Below are 20,239 nucleotides of genomic sequence, written 5' to 3'. Positions count from 1 at the left end.
TAAATAACTATTTAAGCATCTCCAGATACTCCGCTTCGCTGATCACCCTCACACCTTTTTCTTGCGCCGCAGCGATCTTTGCCGCGCCGACATCGCTGCCAGTGACCAGAAAATCGGTCTTGCCGCTGACCGAACTGCCGACCTTCGCGCCGAGCCGTTTCGCTTCGCGGGTCATGTCCTCGCGGCTGCCATGCTGCATCGCGCCGGTAAAGACGATCGTCTTGCCGGCGATCGGACTGGCCGCTTGCGCCTGTTCGCTGCGCAGCGGCGTCCTGAGCAGATTGAAGCCGAGCGCATGGATGCGCATGAAATCTCCCTTGATCTTCGCGAGGCTCGTAATCACCGCCTCTCCGGTTTTTTCCGCGAAGCCTTCGATCGAAACGATGTCTTCCAGCGTCAGCTCGAAGATCGAAAGCAACGGAAAATGCTGCAACAGCCGTTCGCAATTGCCGAGTCCCATCCGGTAAATGCCGAAGGCGCCGAGAAAGCGCCAGTCCTCGAGCGGATCGGTGCGGCTGCGTACCAGCTGGTCGAGCAGGTTTTGCGAGGTTTTGTCGCCGAAACCGAGGCCTTGCAGGCGCTCTAAATCCAGTTGATAGATTTGATAGACCGAACGAATGCCGGCCGCATGCAGTTTTTCGATCGTCTTCCCGCCGAAGCCGTCGATGTTGCGGAGCGTCCTGAAAAAATGCTCGATCGTGTTTTCGATTTGCGCGGGGCATTGCACGGTATTCGGGCAATACAGATAATCGCTGTCCCAGACCAATTCGCTGCCGCAGCTCGGACAATTTTCCGGAATTTGCGGCGTCTTCGGGGTGAGCACCCGTTCGATTTTCGGGATCACCAGACCCGAGCGGGTCAATTCGATCACGGTGCCCGCGCCGATACCCATGTCCCTGACCATCTTGTAGTGATGCGCGGTCGCCCGCGAGATGACCGCGCCGCTCAGCTTGGTCGGCTCCAGTTCGGCGACCGGATTGACCCGGCCGGAACGCGAGGTTTGCGGCGTTACCCGCAAGACGGTCACGACCGCGGTTTCGACGTTGCTCTTATAGGCGATCTGCCAGCGGTGATGATGGCGGGTCGCGCCCATGTGCTTTTTGATCCGGGCATCGGTCACTTCGAAAATCACGCCGTCCACATCGAAATCGACCTTGGCCGGCACCGCTTCGATGATGGCCTCGAAGCGCTCCAGAATTTCCTGGGCCGAACCCAGCCAATCCGGCAGTTGCGCGAACGGGAAAAAGACCGCGGCATGGTTTTGAATCGCCGCCAGCGCATGCTCTTCGAGCTCCTTTTCCTTGATGATGCTGGCCTGGAAATTACGCGCGTTTTCGAAAAAGTCGGCCAGATGCGTATTGAAATAGCGTTGGCTGACCACGATCTCGCCGGCGCCCTGCCCGCGCTTGCCGTCGCCGCCGACGATCAGCCCGCGCTCGAACACCCGGCTGATATCGGTGCCCTTGCGGCCGTCGCCGCGTGTGTAGAGCGCCAGTCCGTCGTCATAGGCCGCATAGCCGTCGAGTTTCGGCGTCGCGCGAAAGATCAGCCTGGAAAATTCCAGGCCCAGTTCCTCGGCCGCTTTTTCGATCCGTTGCAGCCATTTTTCGATGCCGTCTTTCGAATAAGTCTTTTCGGTCGACAGCATCATCTCGGGCAGCGCGACCGTCTTGCCGGCAAACGCTTTTTCGGGCTCGACCGTCTCCAGATAGGGATGGTGCGGATGGCGTTTCTTGAGTTCCGCGAGAAACACGAAGTCGTACTGAGCGTCCGAGATGATCGGCTCGCCGCGCCGGTAAAAGTCGTTGCAGACCGTTAGAAACTCGAGCAATTCGTCGTCGGACAGCTTGGCGGGCTCCGCCTCGGCGGCGATTTTGGCGATGGCGGCGGGAGGGGATTTTTTCGTGATCAAGGCTTACAAGCTCCGGCGTATCAGCTCCACCGTCGTTTCGCTCAATGGCTGGTGTTCATGATCGAGCACGGTGCCGTCGAGTTCTGTCGCCATGAACACGACCGTCTGCACGAAATCATCGAATACCGCTACCGGATCATCGAGTTCGCCGGGCTGCATGAAAAATACGATGCCGGGACAGTAATAGGTCTCCAGATCGTGTTCCGGAAAGGTTCCGGGGCGCACCATGCTCGCGACGCCGAAATCGACCAGGCGTTTGGAGTCGAGCCGTTCGTAGATTTTCAGGTTGCCGTATTCGAGGCCGACGATGTCGAAAGCATGCGCGAGATCGAGCCCGTTGAAGCCTTCATCCTGATTCGCGACCAGCGTGAACTGGATGATGCTCGGCGCGACAAAGCGGGGTTCCGGTTCGAAGTCCTCTTCCTCGTCATCTTGATACTCGCCAGCCGGCGCTTGGTAGCGCCCCGCTTTGCCGGCCTCGGCCGCATGCGGCGTGGCAGGGGCGAAATCCTCCGTGTAGTCCTCGTCCTCGCCGAAAGCGGAGAGGAAATCATCCTCGTCAACCAGCGCCTTCGCGTGACGGTCGGTCGCAGGTTGTATTTCGTCGTCGAAATCCTCCAGGCTGCGCCGGTGTTTGGTGTTTCTGACGAACGCCCACGCCAGCATGCCGGTAATGATGATCAGACCGGTTGCAATGATCACAATTCTCAATAATTCTTTATCCATCAGGTTTCCGCCAGGCTGACTGCTTCTTCTAAATCGACCGCGACCATCCGGGACACGCCCGGCTCTTTCATCGTGACGCCGGCCAGTTGGTGCGCGATTTCCATCGTGGCCTTGTTATGCGAAATATATAAAAACTGCACCGAGGACGACATTTCCTCGACCATTTTCGAAAAGCGGCCGACGTTCGCATCATCGAGCGGCGCATCGACCTCGTCGAGCAAACAGAAAGGCGCCGGATTCAGATCGAAAATCGAAAACACCAGCGCGACCGCGGTCAGCGCCTTCTCGCCGCCGGACAGCAAATGAATCGAGCTGTTGCGCTTGCCGGGCGGGCGCGCGATGATGTTCACCCCCGATTCGAGCAAATCCTGGTCGCTGAGTTCCAGATAGGCCTGGCCGCCGCCGAACAATTTCGGAAATTTTTCCTGCAGGCCGCCGTTTATTTTATCGAAAGTTTCCTTAAAGCGCAGCCGGCTTTCCTTGTCTATTTTACTGATGGCAAGCTCCAGTGTCTCTAGCGCTTCGACCAGATCGGCATGCTGCGCATTCAGAAAGCTCATCCGTTCGGTCTGCGTCTTGAACTCCTCGATCGCGGTCAGATTGATCGCGCCGAGGCGCTCGATCTGCTGGGTCAGCTCATCGACTTTTTTCTTCCAGACCGCTTCTTCCGCGGCTTCCGGCAAATTTTTCAACACCTCGGCCGCATCGGCTTCGATCTCGTTCAACTGCTCGTTGACGGTCTGCTGACGCACCCGGCTTTCCTGCAATTCGTAACGAATCTTGTCGAGCATTTCCTTGCGCTTTTCGAGCGCATGTTGCAGGCGGACTTGCTCCTGCGACGCCCGGCTAATGTCCGCCTCGATCTGTTCCTGCAATTCGCGCTGCGCTTTCAATTGTTTGTCGAGGCGCTCGCGGTCGAGGGTCAACTCCTGCAATTGCAGTTTTTCTTCGTCGAGCGGCCGCAAGGTCTCCTGCTGTTTTTTCTCCAGCTCGGCCTTGCGTTCGAGCAATTGCCGGTATTGCAATTCCAGACGCTCGATCTGTTTCGCCGTATGATTTTCGGAAGCCAGCAACGACTCGACCTGGGATTTGAGCGTAAAGACTTTCTGCCGGGCATCATGAACCGCCTGTTCGGTGGTCTTTTGCTGACCGTGCAGATCCTGATTGACGCTTTCGAGGGTCTGCTTTTGCAGCGCTTTTTGCTCGAGAATCTGCTCGGCTTCCTGCACCAACTGCGCGGACTCGGCGATCTGTTCAGAATTTTCGGCGATATGCGCGTCGATGTCGCCCAATTCTCGGGCGAGTTGCTCGATTCGGCGCTGCTGCTGCTCGAAGCGTGCGCTTTTCGCGCTGTGCTCGGCGCTGCGCATCGACAGCCGGCTCTGTAAGGTTTTATCTTCCTGCTGCTGGGTATCGCGGCTGCGTTCTGCCGATTTCAGATCGTCCTCGGCGGCTTCGAGACGCTCCTCGAAGGCGGCTATTTCGGTCTGCAAATAGTCCTGACGCTGTTTAAGCTGGCGCAACTCGCGCTCGCGCTGCAAGACCCCGGTCTTGCTGTCCTGGGCTCGGATGATCCTGATCCAGCCCGGACCGAACCAGGCGCCGTCCGGCGTGATCACCGATTCATGGGGCTTGAGTGCCGCCGCCAAATGCCTGGCCGCGGCCAGATCGTCGGCGCAGTAGATGCCGGCAAGCATCGCGCTCAGGTTCCAGGGCGCCGAGACCTTATTCAGCAAAGGCTCGCCGCTCGGCATCGTCTCAAACGGCGCATTGAACGCGGTCTCGAACAGCGCAAGCGAATCGCCCTGCAAACGCGGCAGATCGGCCACCACCGCATCGGCAGTCTCGACGCAAATCGCTTCCAAATAGCCGCCCAATACCGTTTCGACCGCGTTTTCCCAGCCCGGCTGTACCTCCAGCCCTTCGGCCAGACGCTGACGTTCGCCGAGATGCACCGAGTTCAGCCAGTCGTTCAGCTTCTTGTTGTCCTTGCCCATCGCATGCTGCTGCAGCAATTCGAGTGAGGTGATCTTGCCCCGGATACCGTGCAGTTCCGCGCGCTGCTTGTGCAGGTCGCCATGCAGGCTTTTGATCTCGTCCCGCCGTTCGCGAATCCGCCGCTGCGCCTCTTCGATCTTTTCGTGCAATTCGGCGCGTTCCGCTTCGAGCAGATCGATCTCTTCGGCCAGGGCTTCGATTTCGTCTTCGAGTTCGCTCTCGGACAATTCGTCGCGCTCGATCTGCAATTGCTCGCGCCGGGCTTGCAGTTGCCGGTTCTGATTTTCCAGCTGCCGGGATTTGGCCCGCTCGACCTCGGCCTGCTCCTGGTAGCGCGCGCTTTCGGTCCGGTAGGCTTCCCACTCCGCCTGCCAGTCGCTCTGTTTCTGCTGAACGCCTTGCTGCAATTGCAGACTTTCTTCCAGCTGCTGCTCGGCGACCTCCAGGGCTTCCTCGGCCAGCAGCTGCGCCTGTTTCAGCGTTTCGAGCTGCTGCCGATCGACATCGATTTCTTCCTGCGCCTGGTCGGCCTGGCGGCGGGTGCGCTCGATTTCGACCTGGGTTTCCTGATGCGACTGCTCGTTATGCCGGATCGCCTGTTCGAGGCTGCCGACCTCGGCGACCACGCCGTAATACTCGCCCTGAGCCTTGTTCAGAGCCTGCTGCTGATTTTTATGCTCGCCGCGTTTGTTTTCGAGCGCGCCTTCCAGTTCGCGCAATTCGACAAACACCCGATTGTGCTCGCTCGCCGCCTCCTGCATCTGCGTATCGAGCGCGGCCGCGGCATCCTGATGCGACTGCCAGCGCATCGCCAGTAATTCCAGCTTGAACTGACGTTCCTGCTTTTTCAATTCGGTGTATTTCTCGGCCTTTTCGGCCTGTTTTTGCAAATGCTTCAGCTGCTTTTCGACTTCATCGCGCAGATCCTGCAGGCGCTCGAGATTCTCGCGGGTATTCTGCATCCGCGACTCGGTTTCCTGGCGTCTTTCCTTGTATTTGGAAATGCCTGCCGCTTCCTCGATATGCAGGCGCAAATCGTCCGGCTTCGCCTCGACGATCCGTGAAATGGTGCCCTGCTCGATGATCGCATAACTGCGCGCACCGAGGCCGGTGCCCAGAAAGATGTCGGTAATGTCCTTGCGCCGGCACTTCGAGCCGTTCAGCAAAAACTGCGACTGGCCATCGCGGCTGACCTGGCGCTTGATCGCAATGGTCGAATAATTCGCATATTCGCCGCCGAGTTTGCCTTCGCTGTTGTCGAAAACCAGTTCGACCGAAGCGGTGCCGATCGGCTTCCTTGTCGAGGAGCCGTTGAAGATCACGTCGGCCATGTTGCCGCCGCGCAGATGCTTGGCCGAACTTTCGCCCATGACCCAGCGCACCGCGTCGATGATGTTCGATTTACCGCAGCCGTTCGGGCCGACGATCGCGGTCAGATTACCGTGGATCGGAATGGTTGTCGGGTCGACGAACGACTTGAAACCCGACAGCTTGATTTTTTCCAGTTTCATTACGGAAATAAGAAGTTTAACGCTCGGCGAAAAAAGCGCTTATTATCGGTGATTATGCCGCGGGCCGCGACTGTTTTCGGCAAGGCCGGGCCCGGGCAGGCTAAAATCCGGCCGCCTTGTCGCGCGCCGCTTGCGCGCCGTCAAAATCTTTTTGCATTTCGCGCGCGTGCGCAATCAACAACCAGCTGTGTTTTTTCAGATGCCTATCGCCTTGGGCCAACAGCGCGGCTTTTTTCGCCAGCTCCTCGGCCAGTTTCGGTTTGCCCTGTTTTATACGCAACAGTGCCAGCTTGTAATAGAGGCCGGCATTGTTCGGCTCGATGCTGCGGGCCCGCTCAATCGTCGCGATCGCCGAATCCAGATTGCCCGTTTGGCTGTTCTGATTGGCGGCCGTCACCAGGGCGCCGACGGCGGGCGAAGACGAAGCGGACGGCTCTATCGGCTGAAAAGGGGGAGCTGCATACGTTTCCGGCGCGGAGACAGGCAGCGTCGCATCCGGAACCGCGCCGGCCGCAACCGACGTTTCGGCATCCGGCAACAAACCCAGGGAATCGCCCCCTTCTCCCGGCATCGGTGCCGGCGCAGGAACTGGAGCCGGGGCAATCGGTACCACCTGCTGGTTGAATTCGGGAATCGGCGTCGTTTTGACCGTGGGTTCCGGAATCGGAACCGGTGGCGGCAGCGGCGCCTGCACCGGCCGCTGCCTGTAAACCGGAGCGGGGCCGCCATAAACCGGCGCGGGGGATTGTTGTTCGTAAAGACTCGCGCAACCCGGCAAAACCGCCGGCAGCACACAGAGCAATATAAAACGTTTTTGCATCATTGATTTCTCATTGGGCGCACAAGGCAGACAAGCCCCGCCTTTTCACATAATTCAGGCCATCAGGCCAACGGCACGGTCAGGAAACTTTTTCGCCATGATAATTGATCTTCCGCAACCGATTCAATTGCGCGGAGGTATCCGCAAGTTTCAGCCGCTTAAAGATTTCCTGAACTTCCATCGCCCTGATCGCTTCCAGGTGACCGAATCTTATCTTAAACAGGCTGTTTTTCCTACCTTCCGGTAACAAGCGCATGATCCGCTCGATTTCATCATCGATGATCCGCCGCGCCTGTTGCAATTCCCGCGCGACGTCGGCTGGCAGCTCCAACGCATTATCCGGTTCGACGGCCGCGGCGGCCTGTTGCTCCTGCATCTCGGCGGTTTTGCCTTGCAACATCGCACGCAAACGCCGGCTTTTGCCGGGATCGACGAGCGTCTGGCATTCGCTGGCTTCCGCGTGACGGGAGCCTGACGTATTTCGGTCTGGGATTCGGGTCATGATTTCGGCAACAAGGGTGTCAACTAAAGGAACTGACTTTAGCAAGACTCGTCGATCCCTGCCAGGTTTTCCGCTGGAGCCGGCGATGATAGGGCAGACAATAGAACCTGGTTGGATTCGCGCGGCGCCGTTCGGGCCGAACATGATTTGCTAATGGACTTGTCTTAGGGAGAAGCCGCCGAAGCAAATTTTGAACTGGTAAGGAGGGGAACCTTCGGAAAATAATAGGCCGCTCCGGATCGTTAAATGACTTAAGATCAGCGAAGCGGCCTATAATCCTTAAATTAAGCGGATCGAGACGGAATTTTATTGCTCGTCGTCTGGGTGTGGAGCGAAAACCCATTTTACCAGTGCCAAAACAGCACCGATTACAACCAACAAACCAACGATACCCGCTGGTGTTTTCAATGTCTCAGTTAAATCTAAGATGAACCCCATATTAGTCCTACCTATAATTGTATATTTTTTTAGAAATTGCCAGGTTAGTAGCAAATGGAAGCTACATGATACTTTAGGCGTCACTAAAGTCAAGGTTTATTGATGGATAGACAGCCGGCCAAGGGTCCCCGGGATTCTTTTTGCCGTACTCGCATGACCTCGGATGATGAGTGTGGTATAGTTGGAATTCTGTGTATTTGATTTGGACTGAGGGGTAAATTCATGCGCCACTATTTAGTATCGTCGGTAGCGTTGTTGGCGTCATTTACGGCAAACGCGGATGTCGAGTTAAAGGATGCCAGCGATGTCATCGGTAAATGGACCGTGTATGCGGAAGCGGCAAAACTCGACGGCGAAAAGAAGGATGTCAATATCGTCTGGGACTTTGCGGATGGCGGCATCCTGCACACGATCGCGACCGACTCGCTCGGCCGTACCAACGAGATGAAAATCGAAGTAAAATATATGGTCGAGGATGGAGTGTTGAAAAAAGAAGTGTCGCCCGGACGCGGCAAGTTTGAATCATGCAAGGCCGTCGAAAAAACCGCCGACCGCATGACGCTCAAATGCTCTTTCAATTACTTTTTCCTAAAAAAATAATAACTAAGAAAATAACGAAGGTGTAACTATGATTGGTGGAATTTTAATGGTGTTGGCCGTGATCTGGGTTTATCAGTCGGCAAACAAAGCAAAAGTCAGCAACCCCTTGCTGTGGGTCGGCATCGCGGCGGGCGTCTTTTTTGTCGTCCAGATGCTGCTGGTACAGGGCAACGTCTTCATCCTCGAAGCGATCCGGGGCAGCGAGTCCAGCGGCGATTACGAAAGAGATCTGCTCAGCGTCGGCGACCGGAAAAATGAAGGCGGCTTCCAAGGCGTTGGCGGCTACTTATTGTCAGTATTTTTCGAACTGATGCCACCACTTGCTGGCGTGCTGGGGGTTGCCTTCGTTCGCCTCAAATTCATTACCAAGGAAAGCTTTTCCGTCGGCAATCTGTTTAGCGGCATCAAGGAAATGTTCTCCAGCATTGGCCAAAGCTTCAAGTCTCCGGAATAAGCGCCGCATGGCGTCCGCCTGATTAAAAAGCTCAAGCCTGGCTTGAGCTTTTTAGTTTCCGGCATCGGTTCCCGCCCTCATGCCATGAAAAAGCCGGTTAACCGATGATCATCCGCACCAGGGCGATGATCACAGACACAAAAACGACCGTAAAGATCAGCCCCGCAATCAGGTACATCGGCAGCGAACCCTGCGTAAAATCTTTTTGCCTGTTTTTTTCGCTTTGCACCCCTAGAGCTGCGGACAAAACACTTTTTATCACATCGACTATCGACGGCTTGGACATAGACATATCTCCTCGGAAAAATTCCAAATAATATAGATCGAACCCGTCTATCGCAATTTTTCGATGCCCCAGCCCCACCTTTTATCTTCGCCCATGGACAAAATCAGCGTGTTAAAACAGCTTCTCTCCCAGAAAATTTTATTCCTCGACGGCGCGATGGGCACGATGATCCAGAGCTACAAGCTGGAGGAAAAAGATTACCGCGGCGCGCGCTTTTCCGACTGGGACATCGACCTGAAAGGCAATAACGACCTGTTGTCATTGACCCAACCCGAAATCATCAAGGCGATTCACGGCGCCTATCTCGAAGTCGGCTGCGACATCATCGAGACCAATACGTTCAACTCGACGCGGGTCGCAATGGCCGATTATGGGATGGAGTCCCTGGTCTACGAAATCAATGTCGAATCGGCGCGTCTCGCGCGTCAGGTCGCGGACGCCCATACACAAAAAACGCCGGGGAAGCCCCGCTTCGTCGCGGGCGTCTTAGGACCGACCAATCGGACCGCCTCGATGTCGCCGGACGTGAACGACCCAGGCTTCCGCAATATTTCGTTCGACGAACTGGTCGAGGCCTACACCGAGGCGACCCAGGGCCTGATCGACGGCGGCGCCGACATCATCCTGATCGAAACGGTGTTCGACACCTTGAACGCGAAGGCCGCGGCGTTCGCGGTCGATGCCTATTTCGAGACGATCGGCCATAAGCTGCCGGTGATGATTTCGGGCACGATCACCGATGCCTCCGGCCGGACGCTGTCCGGGCAGACCGTCGCCGCGTTCTGGCATTCATTGAAGCATGTCGAACCGATCTCGTTTGGTTTCAACTGTGCGCTTGGCGCGAAGGAATTGCGTCAATACATCGACGAACTGTCGACGATCGCGGACACCCATGTCTCCGCGCATCCGAACGCGGGGTTGCCGAACGAATTCGGCCAATACGACGAATCCCCCGAGGCGATGGCGAAAGAAATCGCCGACTGGGCGCGGCAGGGTTATCTGAACATCATCGGCGGCTGCTGCGGCACCACGCCGGCGCACATCAAGGCAATCATCGAGGCGGTGACACCCTTTCCACCGAGAATCATCCCCGACATCCCGAAAGCCTGCCGCCTGTCCGGCCTTGAACCGATGACGATCGGCCCCGACAGCCTGTTCGTGAACGTCGGCGAACGCACGAATGTGACCGGTTCGGCTGCCTTCAAACGACTGATCGTCGCCGGCGATTTTGAGGCCGCGCTCGAAGTGGCGCGCCAACAGGTCGAAAACGGCGCGCAGGTGATCGACATCAACATGGACGAAGGCATGCTCGAATCGAAAGACGCGATGGTGCGCTTCCTGATGTTGCTGGCTGCGGAACCTGACATCGCGAAAGTGCCGATCATGCTCGACTCGTCCAAATGGGAGATTCTCGAAGCCGGCCTCAAATGCATCCAGGGCAAGGGCATCGTCAATTCGATCTCGCTGAAGGAAGGCGAGGCGCTCTTTGTCGAACACGCGAAAAAGGTCCGGCGCTACGGCGCGGCGGTGATCGTGATGGCCTTCGACGAAGCCGGCCAGGCCGACACGAAGGCCCGCAAGGTCGAAATCTGTACCCGCGCCTATCGGATACTGACCGAACAACTCGGCTTTCCGCCCGAAGACATTATCTTCGATCCGAATATCTTCGCGATCGCGACCGGCATCGATGAGCATAACAATTATGGATTGGACTTCATCGAGGCGACGCGCGAGATCAAGTCTACCCTGCCCCATGCGCTGATCTCCGGCGGCGTCTCGAACGTCTCGTTCTCGTTCCGCGGCAACAATCCGGTCCGCGAGGCGATTCACGCGGTATTTTTGTACCATGCGATCCAGGCCGGGATGGACATGGGCATCGTGAATGCGGGCCAATTGGCGATCTATGAGGACATTCCGGCCGAACTCCGCGCCGCGGTCGAGGACGTGGTGCTGAATCTGCATCCCGGCGCGACCGAAAAGCTGCTCGAAATCGCCGAACGTTATCGCGGCGACGGCTCGGCGGGCGCGGTTAAACCGGAGGAACTGGAATGGCGCAGCTGGCCGGTCAACAAGCGGCTCGAACATGCACTGGTCAAGGGCATCGCGGACTTTATCGACGAAGACACCGAAGAAGCCAGGCTCGCCGCCGAAAAACCGCTGCACGTGATCGAGGGCCCCTTGATGGACGGCATGAACGTGGTCGGCGACCTGTTCGGCGCCGGCAAGATGTTCCTGCCGCAGGTCGTCAAATCGGCGCGGGTGATGAAAAAGGCGGTCGCCTATCTGATGCCTTTCATGGAAGCCGCACAGGCCGGCGAACGCCAGACGAACGGCAAGATCCTGATGGCGACGGTCAAGGGCGACGTGCACGACATCGGCAAGAACATCGTCGGGGTCGTGCTGCAATGCAACAACTATGAAGTAATCGACCTCGGCGTGATGGTGCCGGCCGAGACGATCCTGCAGACCGCGCGCAAGGAAAACGTCGACATCATCGGCCTCAGCGGCCTGATCACGCCGTCGCTCGACGAAATGGTGCACATCGCCAAGGAAATGCAGCGCCAGGGCTTCACGATTCCGCTGTTGATCGGCGGCGCGACCACCTCGCGCGCGCATACCGCGGTCAAGATAGAACCGAATTACGAAGGCGCGACGGTCTATGTGCCGGACGCCTCGCGCGGCGTCGGCGTTGCCGGCAACCTGCTCAGCGCCGATTTGCAGGCCGATTATGTCGCGGCGGTGCGCGCCGAATACCTTGAGGTCCGCGAGCGCCACAAAGGCAAGGAAGCGAAGACTCCGCAGCATCCACTCGCAGAAGCGCGCCGCAACAAGCCGGCCTGGGACGGCCATATTCCGGTCAAACCGTCCTTCCTCGGCGTACGGGTGATCGACCGCTTCCCGCTCGACACACTGGTCTGGTACATCGACTGGTCGCCGTTCTTTCAAACCTGGGAGCTGGCCGGACGCTATCCGAAAATCCTGGACGACAGCGTGGTCGGCGTGGAGGCGCGCAAACTGTTCGACGATGCGCAGGTGATGCTGCACAAGATCATCAGCGAGGAATGGCTGACCGCGCGCGCGGTGATCGGCTTTTTCCCGGCCAATAGCGACGGCGACGATGTGATCGTCTATCAGGACGAAACCCGCACCGAGGTTCGCGAGAAGCTGCATCACCTACGCCAGCAGAACGTGAAGGCGCCGGGCCGGCCGAACTATTGCCTGTCCGACTTCATCGCGCCTAAGGATCAAGGCATTGCCGATTATGTCGGCGCCTTCGCGGTCACCACCGGCATCGGCATCGAACGGAAGCTGGCCGAATTCGAACGCGAACATGACGATTACAGCTCTATCATGCTGAAAGCCCTGGCCGACCGGCTCGCCGAAGCGCTGGCCGAATATATGCATCAGGCGGTCAGAACCGATTATTGGGGCTATGCGAAGGACGAAAAGCTCGGCAACGAGCAGTTGATCGAGGAGGCCTACCAGGGCATCCGCCCTGCCCCGGGCTACCCGGCCTGCCCGGACCATACCGAAAAAGCCAAGTTGTTCGAGTTGCTGAACGTGACCGAAAACGTCGGCATCGTGCTGACCGAAAGCTATGCGATGTATCCCGCCTCCGCGGTCAGCGGCTGGTATTTCGCGCATCCGGAAGCGCAATACTTCAACGTCGGCAAGATCGGCAAGGATCAGTTGCAGGACTATGCCAAACGCAAGGGCATTGCCGAAGAGATCGCCGAACGCTGGCTGTCGGCGCATCTGAATCATTGATAAGCTGGTTTGGCGTTCAGGGGAACGGGTTCACGACTCCCTGAGCGCTGAATCGAACCCTCAATCCTTAAACCCTATTTATGTCATTGAAAGAAAAAATCGAACACAACCTAGAACGCATCATGTACGCCAGCCGGTGGATTCTGGCACCGGTCTATGTCGGCATGAGCCTGGCCGTCGTTGCCCTGTTCATCAAGTTCTTTCAGGAACTCTATCATTTTCTCCCCCATGTCCTGGAGATGAGCGAAGCGGATCTGGTACTGAAACTGTTGACCCTGATCGACCTGACCCTGGTCGGCAGCCTGATCGTGATCGTGATGTTCAGCGGCTACGAAAACTTCGTCTCCCGTCTCGACATCGAGGAGACGACCGAAAAACTCGACTGGCTCGGCACGCACGACTATGGCTCCTTGAAAATCAAGGTCGCCTCCTCGATCGTCGCGATTTCGTCTATCCATTTGTTGAAAGTGTTCATGAACATCCAGGCGACCGCCAACGACAAGCTCCTGTGGTATGTCGTCGTGCATCTGACCCTGGTCGCCTCGGCTCTGCTCCTCAGCATCCAAGATAAAATGAGCAAACATTGATGCGCCTGTTGTTACTCGGCACCGAAGGCTGCCACCTCTGCGAAGAAGCCCAGGAAATCGTCGCGGCCTGCTTGGAGCAGATCGGGCCGGGCATCGAAATTGAATCGATCGACATCGCCGAACAGGCGGAATGGCAGCCGGACTATGCGCTCAAAATTCCGGTTCTATTGGAGCCCGAAAGCCGCCGCGAACTCGGCTGGCCGTTCGATCAACACCAGGCGACTCATTTTCTGCGGCAGTTCGGCTAGTTTTACGTTGAATTTCTTTGATGGACTCGACCATGATGGTTTACCGCGCGAAATTGCAGCACGAATTTTATGACTAAATCGTTGAATGATAAAAACACCGACGCATCTTTTGTGTATAATTCCCCGCCTTATACGTCATAAAACACGAGATCTCTTTTGCAATGTCGACGCGGGATGTGTCCGCATTGCAATCATTCGTTAACCCATTCAAATTTAATCAATGGATATCAATAAGTTAAGAAACGTCGCGATCATCGCGCACGTTGACCACGGCAAAACTACGCTGGTCGATAAGTTGCTGCAACAATCCGGCACGTTTGCCGCGCACGCGAAAGTCACCGAACGGGTCATGGACTCGAACGACCTCGAAAAAGAACGCGGCATCACGATTCTGGCAAAGAACACCGCGCTGGACTGGAACGATTATCATATCAATATCGTCGACACCCCGGGCCACGCCGACTTCGGCGGCGAGGTCGAGCGGGTGCTGTCGATGGTCGACTCGGTATTGTTGCTGGTCGACGCGGTCGACGGACCGATGCCGCAGACCCGCTTCGTGACCCAGAAAGCCTTCGCGCTAGGCCTGAGACCGATCGTCGTGATCAACAAGATCGACCGCCCCGGCGCGCGTCCGGATTGGGTCGTCGATCAGACGTTTGATTTGTTCGACCGCCTCGGCGCGACCGACGAGCAACTCGATTTCCCTATCGTCTATGCCTCGGCATTGAACGGCTTTGCCGGCCTGGAGCCGACGGTCACCGGCGGCGACATGACGCCGTTGTTCGAAACGATCGTCAAGCACGTCAGCCCGCCGGCGGTCGATCGGGACGGCCCATTCCAGATGCAGGTGTCGAGCCTCGACTACAACACCTATGTCGGCGTGATCGGCATCGGCCGAATTCAGCGCGGCACGGTCAAGACCAACATGCAGCTGACCATCGTCAACCGCGAAGGCGTGGAGCGCAAGGGCCGCATTTTGCAGGTCTTCGGTTTTCACGGCCTGGAGCGGGTCGAAGTGCCGGAAGCGAACGCCGGCGACATCATCGCGTTCACCGGAATCGAAAAGCTCGAAATTTCGGATACGCTCTGTCACCCCGACGCAGTCGAAGCGATGACACCGCTGACCGTCGACGAGCCGACCGTTACGATGACCTTCCAGGTCAACAATTCGCCGTTTGCGGGCAAGGAAGGCAAGTTTTTGACTTCGCGGCAAATCCGCGAACGCCTGGAAAAGGAATTGCAGCATAACGTGGCGCTACGCGTCGAAGACACAGGCGACCCGGACAAATTCAAGGTCTCGGGCCGCGGCGAGCTGCATTTGTCGGTCCTGATCGAAAACATGCGCCGGGAAGGCTTCGAACTCGGCGTTTCGCGTCCGGAAGTGATTCTGAAGGACGTCGACGGCGAAAAGCACGAACCCTTCGAAATGGTCACGATCGAAGTCGAGGAAATTCACCAGGGTACGGTGATGGAAAAACTCGGCGAGCGTAAGGGCGATCTGTTGAACATGGTGCCGGACGGCAAAGGCCGGGTGCGTCTGGAGTACATGGTGCCGTCGCGCGGCCTGATCGGTTTCCAGACCGAATTCATGACCTCGACTTCCGGTTCAGGCCTGTTCTATCACGTCTTCGACCATTACGGTCCGATGAAAAAAGGCGAACTCGGCGTCAGAAAGCGCGGCGTGTTGATCTCGATGACGCAAGGCAAGGCGCTGGCTTATGCGCTGTTTGCGTTGCAGGAGCGCGGCGAACTGTTCGTGGTGCATGCCGATGAAGTCTATGAAGGCATGCTGGTCGGCATCCATTCGCGTGCGAACGATCTGGTCGTCAATCCGACCAAGGCCAAGCAGCTGACCAACATCCGCGCGGCCGGCACCGACGAAAACCTGATTTTGACGCCGATTCAGAAGATGACGCTGGAGCAGGCGCTCGAATTCATCGACGAAGACGAATTGGTCGAAGTCACGCCGAAATCGATCCGTTTGCGCAAGAAGCTGCTCTTGGAACACGAGCGCAAACGCGCCGCGAAAGGCTAAGAGCAACCTTCCATCGTTCCCGCGCCCCGGCGTGGGAACGATATCAAGCTATTTCATCAAATCCCAACTGTCAGGCAACTATCGCCATGACAAGCACCCTGCATTCCTTCCATTCTGTCGTTGCGCGTTGGTTTTTGGACCAATTTCAGGCACCGACGGACGTTCAATCTCAGGCATGGCCGGCGATCCAGGCAGGCCAGGCGACGCTGATCGCCGCGCCGACCGGTTCCGGCAAGACGCTGGCGGCCTTTCTCGCGGTGATCGATCGACTGGTCAAGCAAGGCGTCGAGGGCTTTCTGCCCGATCAAACGCTGGTGCTCTATGTCTCGCCGCTGAAAGCGCTGTCGAACGACATCCACAAGAATCTCGAACTGCCGTTGTCCGGCATCGGCATGGCACTGCTCGAAGCCGCCCTGCCCGGCGTCGTGATCCGCGCGCAAACACGGACCGGCGATACCAGCCAGGCCGAGCGCATCGCGATGAAACGCACCCCGCCGCATATCCTGGTCACCACCCCGGAATCGCTATACATCCTGCTGACCTCCGAATCGGGCCGCGAGATGCTGAAAACGGTGCACAGCGTGATCGTCGACGAGATCCATGCCTTGGCCGGCAACAAGCGCGGCGCGCACCTGATGTTGTCGCTGGAAAGGCTGACGCAGTTGACCGAGAAGCCGCCGGTACGGATCGGCCTGTCCGCGACGCAAAAGCCCTTGACCACGATCGCGCGTTTTCTGACCGGAGACCGTGAAGAGCCCTGCACGATCATCGATACCGGCCATGTCCGGCAACGCGATCTAAAAATCGAAGTGACCGGTTCGCCGCTGGAGGCGGTGATGGCGGCCGAGGTCTGGAGCGAAATCTACGACCGCCTCGTCGAACTGATCAACGACCATCACACCACGCTGATTTTCGTGAATACCCGGCGCCTGGCCGAACGCGCTTCCGCCGCCCTGGCCGAGCATCTCGGCGAAGAATTCGTCACCGCGCACCACGGCAGCCTGGCCAAGGAACACCGGCTCGATGCGGAAAACCGGCTCAAGCAGGGCAGCCTGAAGGCGCTGGTCGCGACCGCCTCGCTCGAACTCGGCATCGACATCGGCGATGTGGACCTGGTCTGCCAGCTCGGCTCGCCGCACGGCATCGCAGCCTTCCTGCAGCGGGTCGGCCGTTCCGGGCACAGGCTCGGCGCGATTCCGAAAGGCCGCCTGTTTCCGCTCTCGCGTGACGATTTGGTCGAATGCACGGCATTGTTGAACGCGATCGCGCACGATCAGCTCGACACGATTACTATCCCCGATCACCCTTTGGATGTGCTCGCCCAGCAGATCGTCGCCGAAGTCGCCTGCCGCGAATGGCCGGAACGCGATTTGTACGACGCCCTGCGCAAAGCCTGGCCGTACCGGACGCTGACGCCTGAGCAATACACCGCGGTCGTCAAGATGCTCGCGGACGGCTACCACACCCGGCGCGGCCGGCGCGGCGCCTATCTGCACCGCGATGTGGTGCACGGCATGCTCAGGCCGCGCAAGGGCGCGCGGCTGACCGCGATCGTGAACGGCGGCGCGATTCCGGACCAGTTCGATTATGACGTGATCATGCAGCCGGAAGGACTGTTCGTCGGCACCCTGAACGAGGATTTCGCGTTCGAAAGCATCCCCGGCGACATCTTCCAGCTCGGCAACAACTCCTACCGGATGCTGAAAATCGAGCAAGGCAAGGTCTTTGTCGAGGACGCGCACGGCCAGCCGCCGAACATTCCGTTCTGGTTCGGCGAGGCACCGGGGCGCAGCCGCGAGCTGTCCGAGGCGGTATCGGATTTGTCCGAAACGATCGACCTTTTGCTCGAACAAGGCGGCGATGCCGCGCATGACTTCATCTTCAACCGGCTCGGCCTGCCCTCGGCCGCCGCCGAGCAACTGCATACGTATCTTGCGACCGCGAAAGCCGCGCTGACCGTGCTGCCGTCGTTCAAAACGATCGTCTTCGAGCGTTTCTTTGACGAGACCGGCGACATGCACTTCGTGGTGCATTCGCGCTACGGCTCGCGGATCAACAAGGCCTGGGGACTGGCGCTCCGAAAACGCTTCTGCCGGCGCTTCAATTTCGAACTGCAGGCGGCCGCGACCGAAGACAACATCGTGCTGTCGCTCGGGCCGACGCACAGTTTTCCCTTGATCGAGCCGGCCGGTTATCTGAAGGCCGCCTCGGTCAAGGATGTCTTGATTCAGGCGCTCTTGGCCGCGCCGATGTTCCCGACGCGCTGGCGCTGGGTCGCCAATACCGCACTCGCCGTGCCGCGAAGCCGCGGCGGCAAGAAAGTGCCGGCGCCGTTCCAGCGCAACGATGCGGAAGATTTGATCGCGGTGATCTTTCCTGACCAGCTCGCCTGTTTCGAGAATATCGCCGGCGAGCGCGAGATTCCGGAGCACCCGTTGGTCGATCAAACTTTGTGGGACTGCCTGCACGACCTGATGGACATCGACGGCCTGGAGGCCGTGCTGCAAGGCATCGAAAGCGGCGCGGTTCAGGTGATCGCCCGCGACCTGACCTCGCCATCGCCGCTGGCACTGGAAATCATCAATGCCCGCCCCTATGCCTTTCTCGACGACGCGCCGGCCGAGGAGCGCCGCACCCTGGCGATCCAACAGCGCCGTTTCGGGAGCCCCGAGGATGCGGCAGAAATCGGCCGGCTGAATCCGGAGGCGATAGCCGCCGTGAAGAGCGAGGCGTGGCCGGAAGCGCGCGATCCGGACGAACTGCACGATGCCTTGAACATCCTCGGCTTCATGACCGAAGAGGAAGGCTTGCAAAACGGTTGGGCGACACTGTTCGCGGCCTTGCAGCAAAGCCAACGCGCAACAGTGATGAATCTGCCGCAGGAACAAAGGCTTTGGGTCGCCGCCGAACGCCTGTCAGAATTGCAGGCGCTGTTTCCGGAGGCCGATCTGGCGCCGGTCATCCCGGCGATACCGCCTGACCGGGAGCTAACCGAAGAAGACATCTTGCGCGATCTGGTCCGCAGCCGCCTGGAAGGACTCGGCCCCGTCACCGCCGAACAACTGGCCGAGCCGCTCGCCTTGCCGATAGCGCATATCGATCAGGCGCTGGCCGCCCTGGAGCAACAGGGCGTCGTGCTGCAAGGCCGCTTTACGCCGGATGCCTTGACGACCGAATGGTGCGAACGCGGCCTGCTCGCGCGCATCCACCGCTATACATTGAAGCAATTGCGCAAGGAAATCGAACCGGTCGCTCCGAGCGTTTACATGCGCTTCCTGTTTCACTGGCACGGCCTCAATGAACCGGGAAGCGGCGAAGCCTCGCTCGCGAAAACCCTGCACCAGCTGGAAGGCTGCAACCTGCCCGCCTTCGGCTGGGAACATGACATCCTGACCCGGCGCATCAAACCGTATTTCGCTTCGGAACTCGATCAACTCTGCACTTCGGGCAAATTCATCTGGCTGCGCCTGAAAGCCCTCGGCGACAGCAGCCCGAAATCCGCCGGCAAAAACACCCCGGTCGCCCTGGTCGCGCGCGAGCATCTGGATTCCTGGCGCGCCTTCGCGGCGCTGCCGGACATCGCCTCGCTCGAACTTTCCGGCAATGCGCTGAAAGTGCATGCCGAGATCAAGGAATGGGGCGCGAGTTTCTTTCAGGAATTGGTCAGCGAAACCGGGCTGCTGAAGACGCAGCTGGAGGAAGCGCTCGGCGAACTGGCCGCCGCCGGCCTCGTCACCTCGGACAGTTTCCAGGGCCTGCGCACGCTGGTCACCCCGCAAAAGATCCTGCACCGGCGCGGCAAGCGCTATCCGATTTACGATCCCTTCGCCGCGGCCGGGCGCTGGTCGCTGCTGCGACCGTCGCGAGTGCAAACAACCGAGAATTTTCCGGCCGTCGAGCATATCGCCCGCGTGCTGCTCAAACGCTACGGCGTGGTGTTTCGGAAGGTACTGGAACGGGAAGAAAACCTGCCAAGCTGGCGCGAACTGCTCTATGTTTACCGCCGCCTGGAAGCGCGCGGCGAGCTGCGCGGCGGCCGCTTCGTGCAAGGTTTCGCGGGCGAGCAGTTTGCCTTGCCCGAGGCGGTCGGCCTGCTCAGGGACATGCGGAAGCCGCCGATAATCTCCGAACTGACCGTGATCAACGCGGCAGATCCTTTAAATCTGACCGGCATCATCACGCCCGGCGACCGGATTCCGTCGCTGCACAGTCAGCGCATCGTTTACCGGGACGGCGTGCCGGTGGCCTACGGTACGGGCAAAAACGTGCAATATCTGCAAAGCTTAGACGCGGAGCATCAATGGCAATTGCAGTGGGCACTGTTGAACAAGTAAGATGCGCCGGGCTGCCCAAG

Annotated in this window: 13 protein-coding genes; 7 read left to right on the top strand and 6 right to left on the bottom strand. The window is 58.5% G+C overall.

Features of this window, described 5'->3' with window-relative positions; genetic code table 11:
• Positions 1-7: 7 nt before the first annotated feature.
• The 5 genes from ACEPPP_RS18570 to ACEPPP_RS18550 form a co-directional block, all read right to left on the bottom strand.
• On the bottom strand, positions 8-1,912 hold the full coding sequence (locus ACEPPP_RS18570; protein WP_374088844.1) for a helix-hairpin-helix domain-containing protein: 1,905 nt from the start codon (positions 1,910-1,912) through the stop codon (positions 8-10).
• Positions 1,913-1,915: 3 nt separating this feature from the next.
• Positions 1,916-2,638, bottom strand: a complete 723-nt coding sequence (locus tag ACEPPP_RS18565; RefSeq protein ID WP_374088843.1) for a cell division protein ZipA C-terminal FtsZ-binding domain-containing protein — start codon at positions 2,636-2,638, stop codon at positions 1,916-1,918.
• Positions 2,638-6,147, bottom strand: coding sequence for a chromosome segregation protein SMC (gene smc / locus ACEPPP_RS18560; RefSeq protein ID WP_374088842.1), 3,510 nt, complete (start codon positions 6,145-6,147; stop codon positions 2,638-2,640). The genes ACEPPP_RS18565 and smc overlap by 1 nt, the downstream gene beginning before the upstream one ends.
• A gap of 100 nt (positions 6,148-6,247) precedes the next feature.
• A complete protein-coding gene (locus ACEPPP_RS18555; RefSeq protein WP_374088841.1) occupies positions 6,248-6,970 on the bottom strand; it encodes a tetratricopeptide repeat protein in 723 nt (240 codons plus the stop codon).
• Between the two features lie 76 nt (positions 6,971-7,046).
• Positions 7,047-7,469, bottom strand: a complete 423-nt coding sequence (locus tag ACEPPP_RS18550) for a hypothetical protein (RefSeq protein ID WP_374088840.1) — start codon at positions 7,467-7,469, stop codon at positions 7,047-7,049.
• A 660-nt stretch (positions 7,470-8,129) separates the two neighbouring features.
• Here ACEPPP_RS18550 and ACEPPP_RS18545 point away from each other — a divergent pair.
• Positions 8,130-8,507, top strand: a complete 378-nt coding sequence (locus ACEPPP_RS18545; protein WP_374088839.1) for a hypothetical protein — start codon at positions 8,130-8,132, stop codon at positions 8,505-8,507.
• A gap of 28 nt (positions 8,508-8,535) precedes the next feature.
• Positions 8,536-8,961 carry a hypothetical protein gene (locus tag ACEPPP_RS18540; RefSeq protein ID WP_374088838.1) on the top strand — a complete coding sequence of 142 codons (426 nt, stop codon included), beginning with the start codon at positions 8,536-8,538 and terminating at the stop codon, positions 8,959-8,961.
• Positions 8,962-9,058: 97 nt separating this feature from the next.
• Here the strand turns inward: ACEPPP_RS18540 and ACEPPP_RS18535 are convergent, their stop codons facing one another.
• The gene (locus ACEPPP_RS18535) at positions 9,059-9,253 is read right to left on the bottom strand and encodes a DUF2970 domain-containing protein (protein ID WP_374088837.1); all 195 of its coding nucleotides are present in this window, start codon (positions 9,251-9,253) and stop codon (positions 9,059-9,061) included.
• 87 nt (positions 9,254-9,340) lie between these two features.
• Between ACEPPP_RS18535 and metH the strand changes: the two genes are divergently transcribed.
• From metH to ACEPPP_RS18510, 5 genes are all read left to right on the top strand, one after another.
• Positions 9,341-13,015: a methionine synthase gene (gene metH, locus ACEPPP_RS18530; RefSeq protein WP_374090951.1), complete on the top strand. Its 3,675-nt coding sequence runs from the start codon at positions 9,341-9,343 to the stop codon at positions 13,013-13,015.
• A gap of 98 nt (positions 13,016-13,113) precedes the next feature.
• Positions 13,114-13,602 carry a TIGR00645 family protein gene (locus tag ACEPPP_RS18525; protein WP_374090950.1) on the top strand — a complete coding sequence of 163 codons (489 nt, stop codon included), beginning with the start codon at positions 13,114-13,116 and terminating at the stop codon, positions 13,600-13,602.
• A complete protein-coding gene (locus ACEPPP_RS18520) occupies positions 13,602-13,850 on the top strand; it encodes a glutaredoxin family protein (protein ID WP_374088836.1) in 249 nt (82 codons plus the stop codon). The genes ACEPPP_RS18525 and ACEPPP_RS18520 overlap by 1 nt, the downstream gene beginning before the upstream one ends.
• Before the next feature lie 220 nt (positions 13,851-14,070).
• Positions 14,071-15,885 carry a translational GTPase TypA gene (typA, locus tag ACEPPP_RS18515; RefSeq protein WP_374088835.1) on the top strand — a complete coding sequence of 605 codons (1,815 nt, stop codon included), beginning with the start codon at positions 14,071-14,073 and terminating at the stop codon, positions 15,883-15,885.
• 86 nt (positions 15,886-15,971) lie between these two features.
• The gene (locus tag ACEPPP_RS18510) at positions 15,972-20,219 is read left to right on the top strand and encodes a DEAD/DEAH box helicase (protein WP_374088834.1); all 4,248 of its coding nucleotides are present in this window, start codon (positions 15,972-15,974) and stop codon (positions 20,217-20,219) included.
• Positions 20,220-20,239: the final 20 nt, after the last annotated feature.

It is taken from the genome of Methylomicrobium lacus, assembly GCF_041897535.1.
Taxonomy (GTDB): Bacteria; Pseudomonadota; Gammaproteobacteria; order Methylococcales; family Methylomonadaceae; genus Methylomicrobium; species Methylomicrobium lacus_A.
This window is presented reverse-complemented; position numbering and strand designations above follow the sequence as displayed.

Coding starts and splice junctions, on each gene's coding strand:
- metH (WP_374090951.1), top strand. CDS start 9,341: ATGGACAAAATCAGCGTGTTAAAACAGCTTCTCTCCCAGAAAATTTTA.
- smc (WP_374088842.1), bottom strand. CDS start 6,147: ATGAAACTGGAAAAAATCAAGCTGTCGGGTTTCAAGTCGTTCGTCGAC.
- ACEPPP_RS18520 (WP_374088836.1), top strand. CDS start 13,602: ATGCGCCTGTTGTTACTCGGCACCGAAGGCTGCCACCTCTGCGAAGAA.
- ACEPPP_RS18555 (WP_374088841.1), bottom strand. CDS start 6,970: ATGATGCAAAAACGTTTTATATTGCTCTGTGTGCTGCCGGCGGTTTTG.
- ACEPPP_RS18510 (WP_374088834.1), top strand. CDS start 15,972: ATGACAAGCACCCTGCATTCCTTCCATTCTGTCGTTGCGCGTTGGTTT.
- ACEPPP_RS18535 (WP_374088837.1), bottom strand. CDS start 9,253: ATGTCTATGTCCAAGCCGTCGATAGTCGATGTGATAAAAAGTGTTTTG.
- ACEPPP_RS18540 (WP_374088838.1), top strand. CDS start 8,536: ATGATTGGTGGAATTTTAATGGTGTTGGCCGTGATCTGGGTTTATCAG.
- ACEPPP_RS18565 (WP_374088843.1), bottom strand. CDS start 2,638: ATGGATAAAGAATTATTGAGAATTGTGATCATTGCAACCGGTCTGATC.
- ACEPPP_RS18550 (WP_374088840.1), bottom strand. CDS start 7,469: ATGACCCGAATCCCAGACCGAAATACGTCAGGCTCCCGTCACGCGGAA.
- ACEPPP_RS18545 (WP_374088839.1), top strand. CDS start 8,130: ATGCGCCACTATTTAGTATCGTCGGTAGCGTTGTTGGCGTCATTTACG.
- typA (WP_374088835.1), top strand. CDS start 14,071: ATGGATATCAATAAGTTAAGAAACGTCGCGATCATCGCGCACGTTGAC.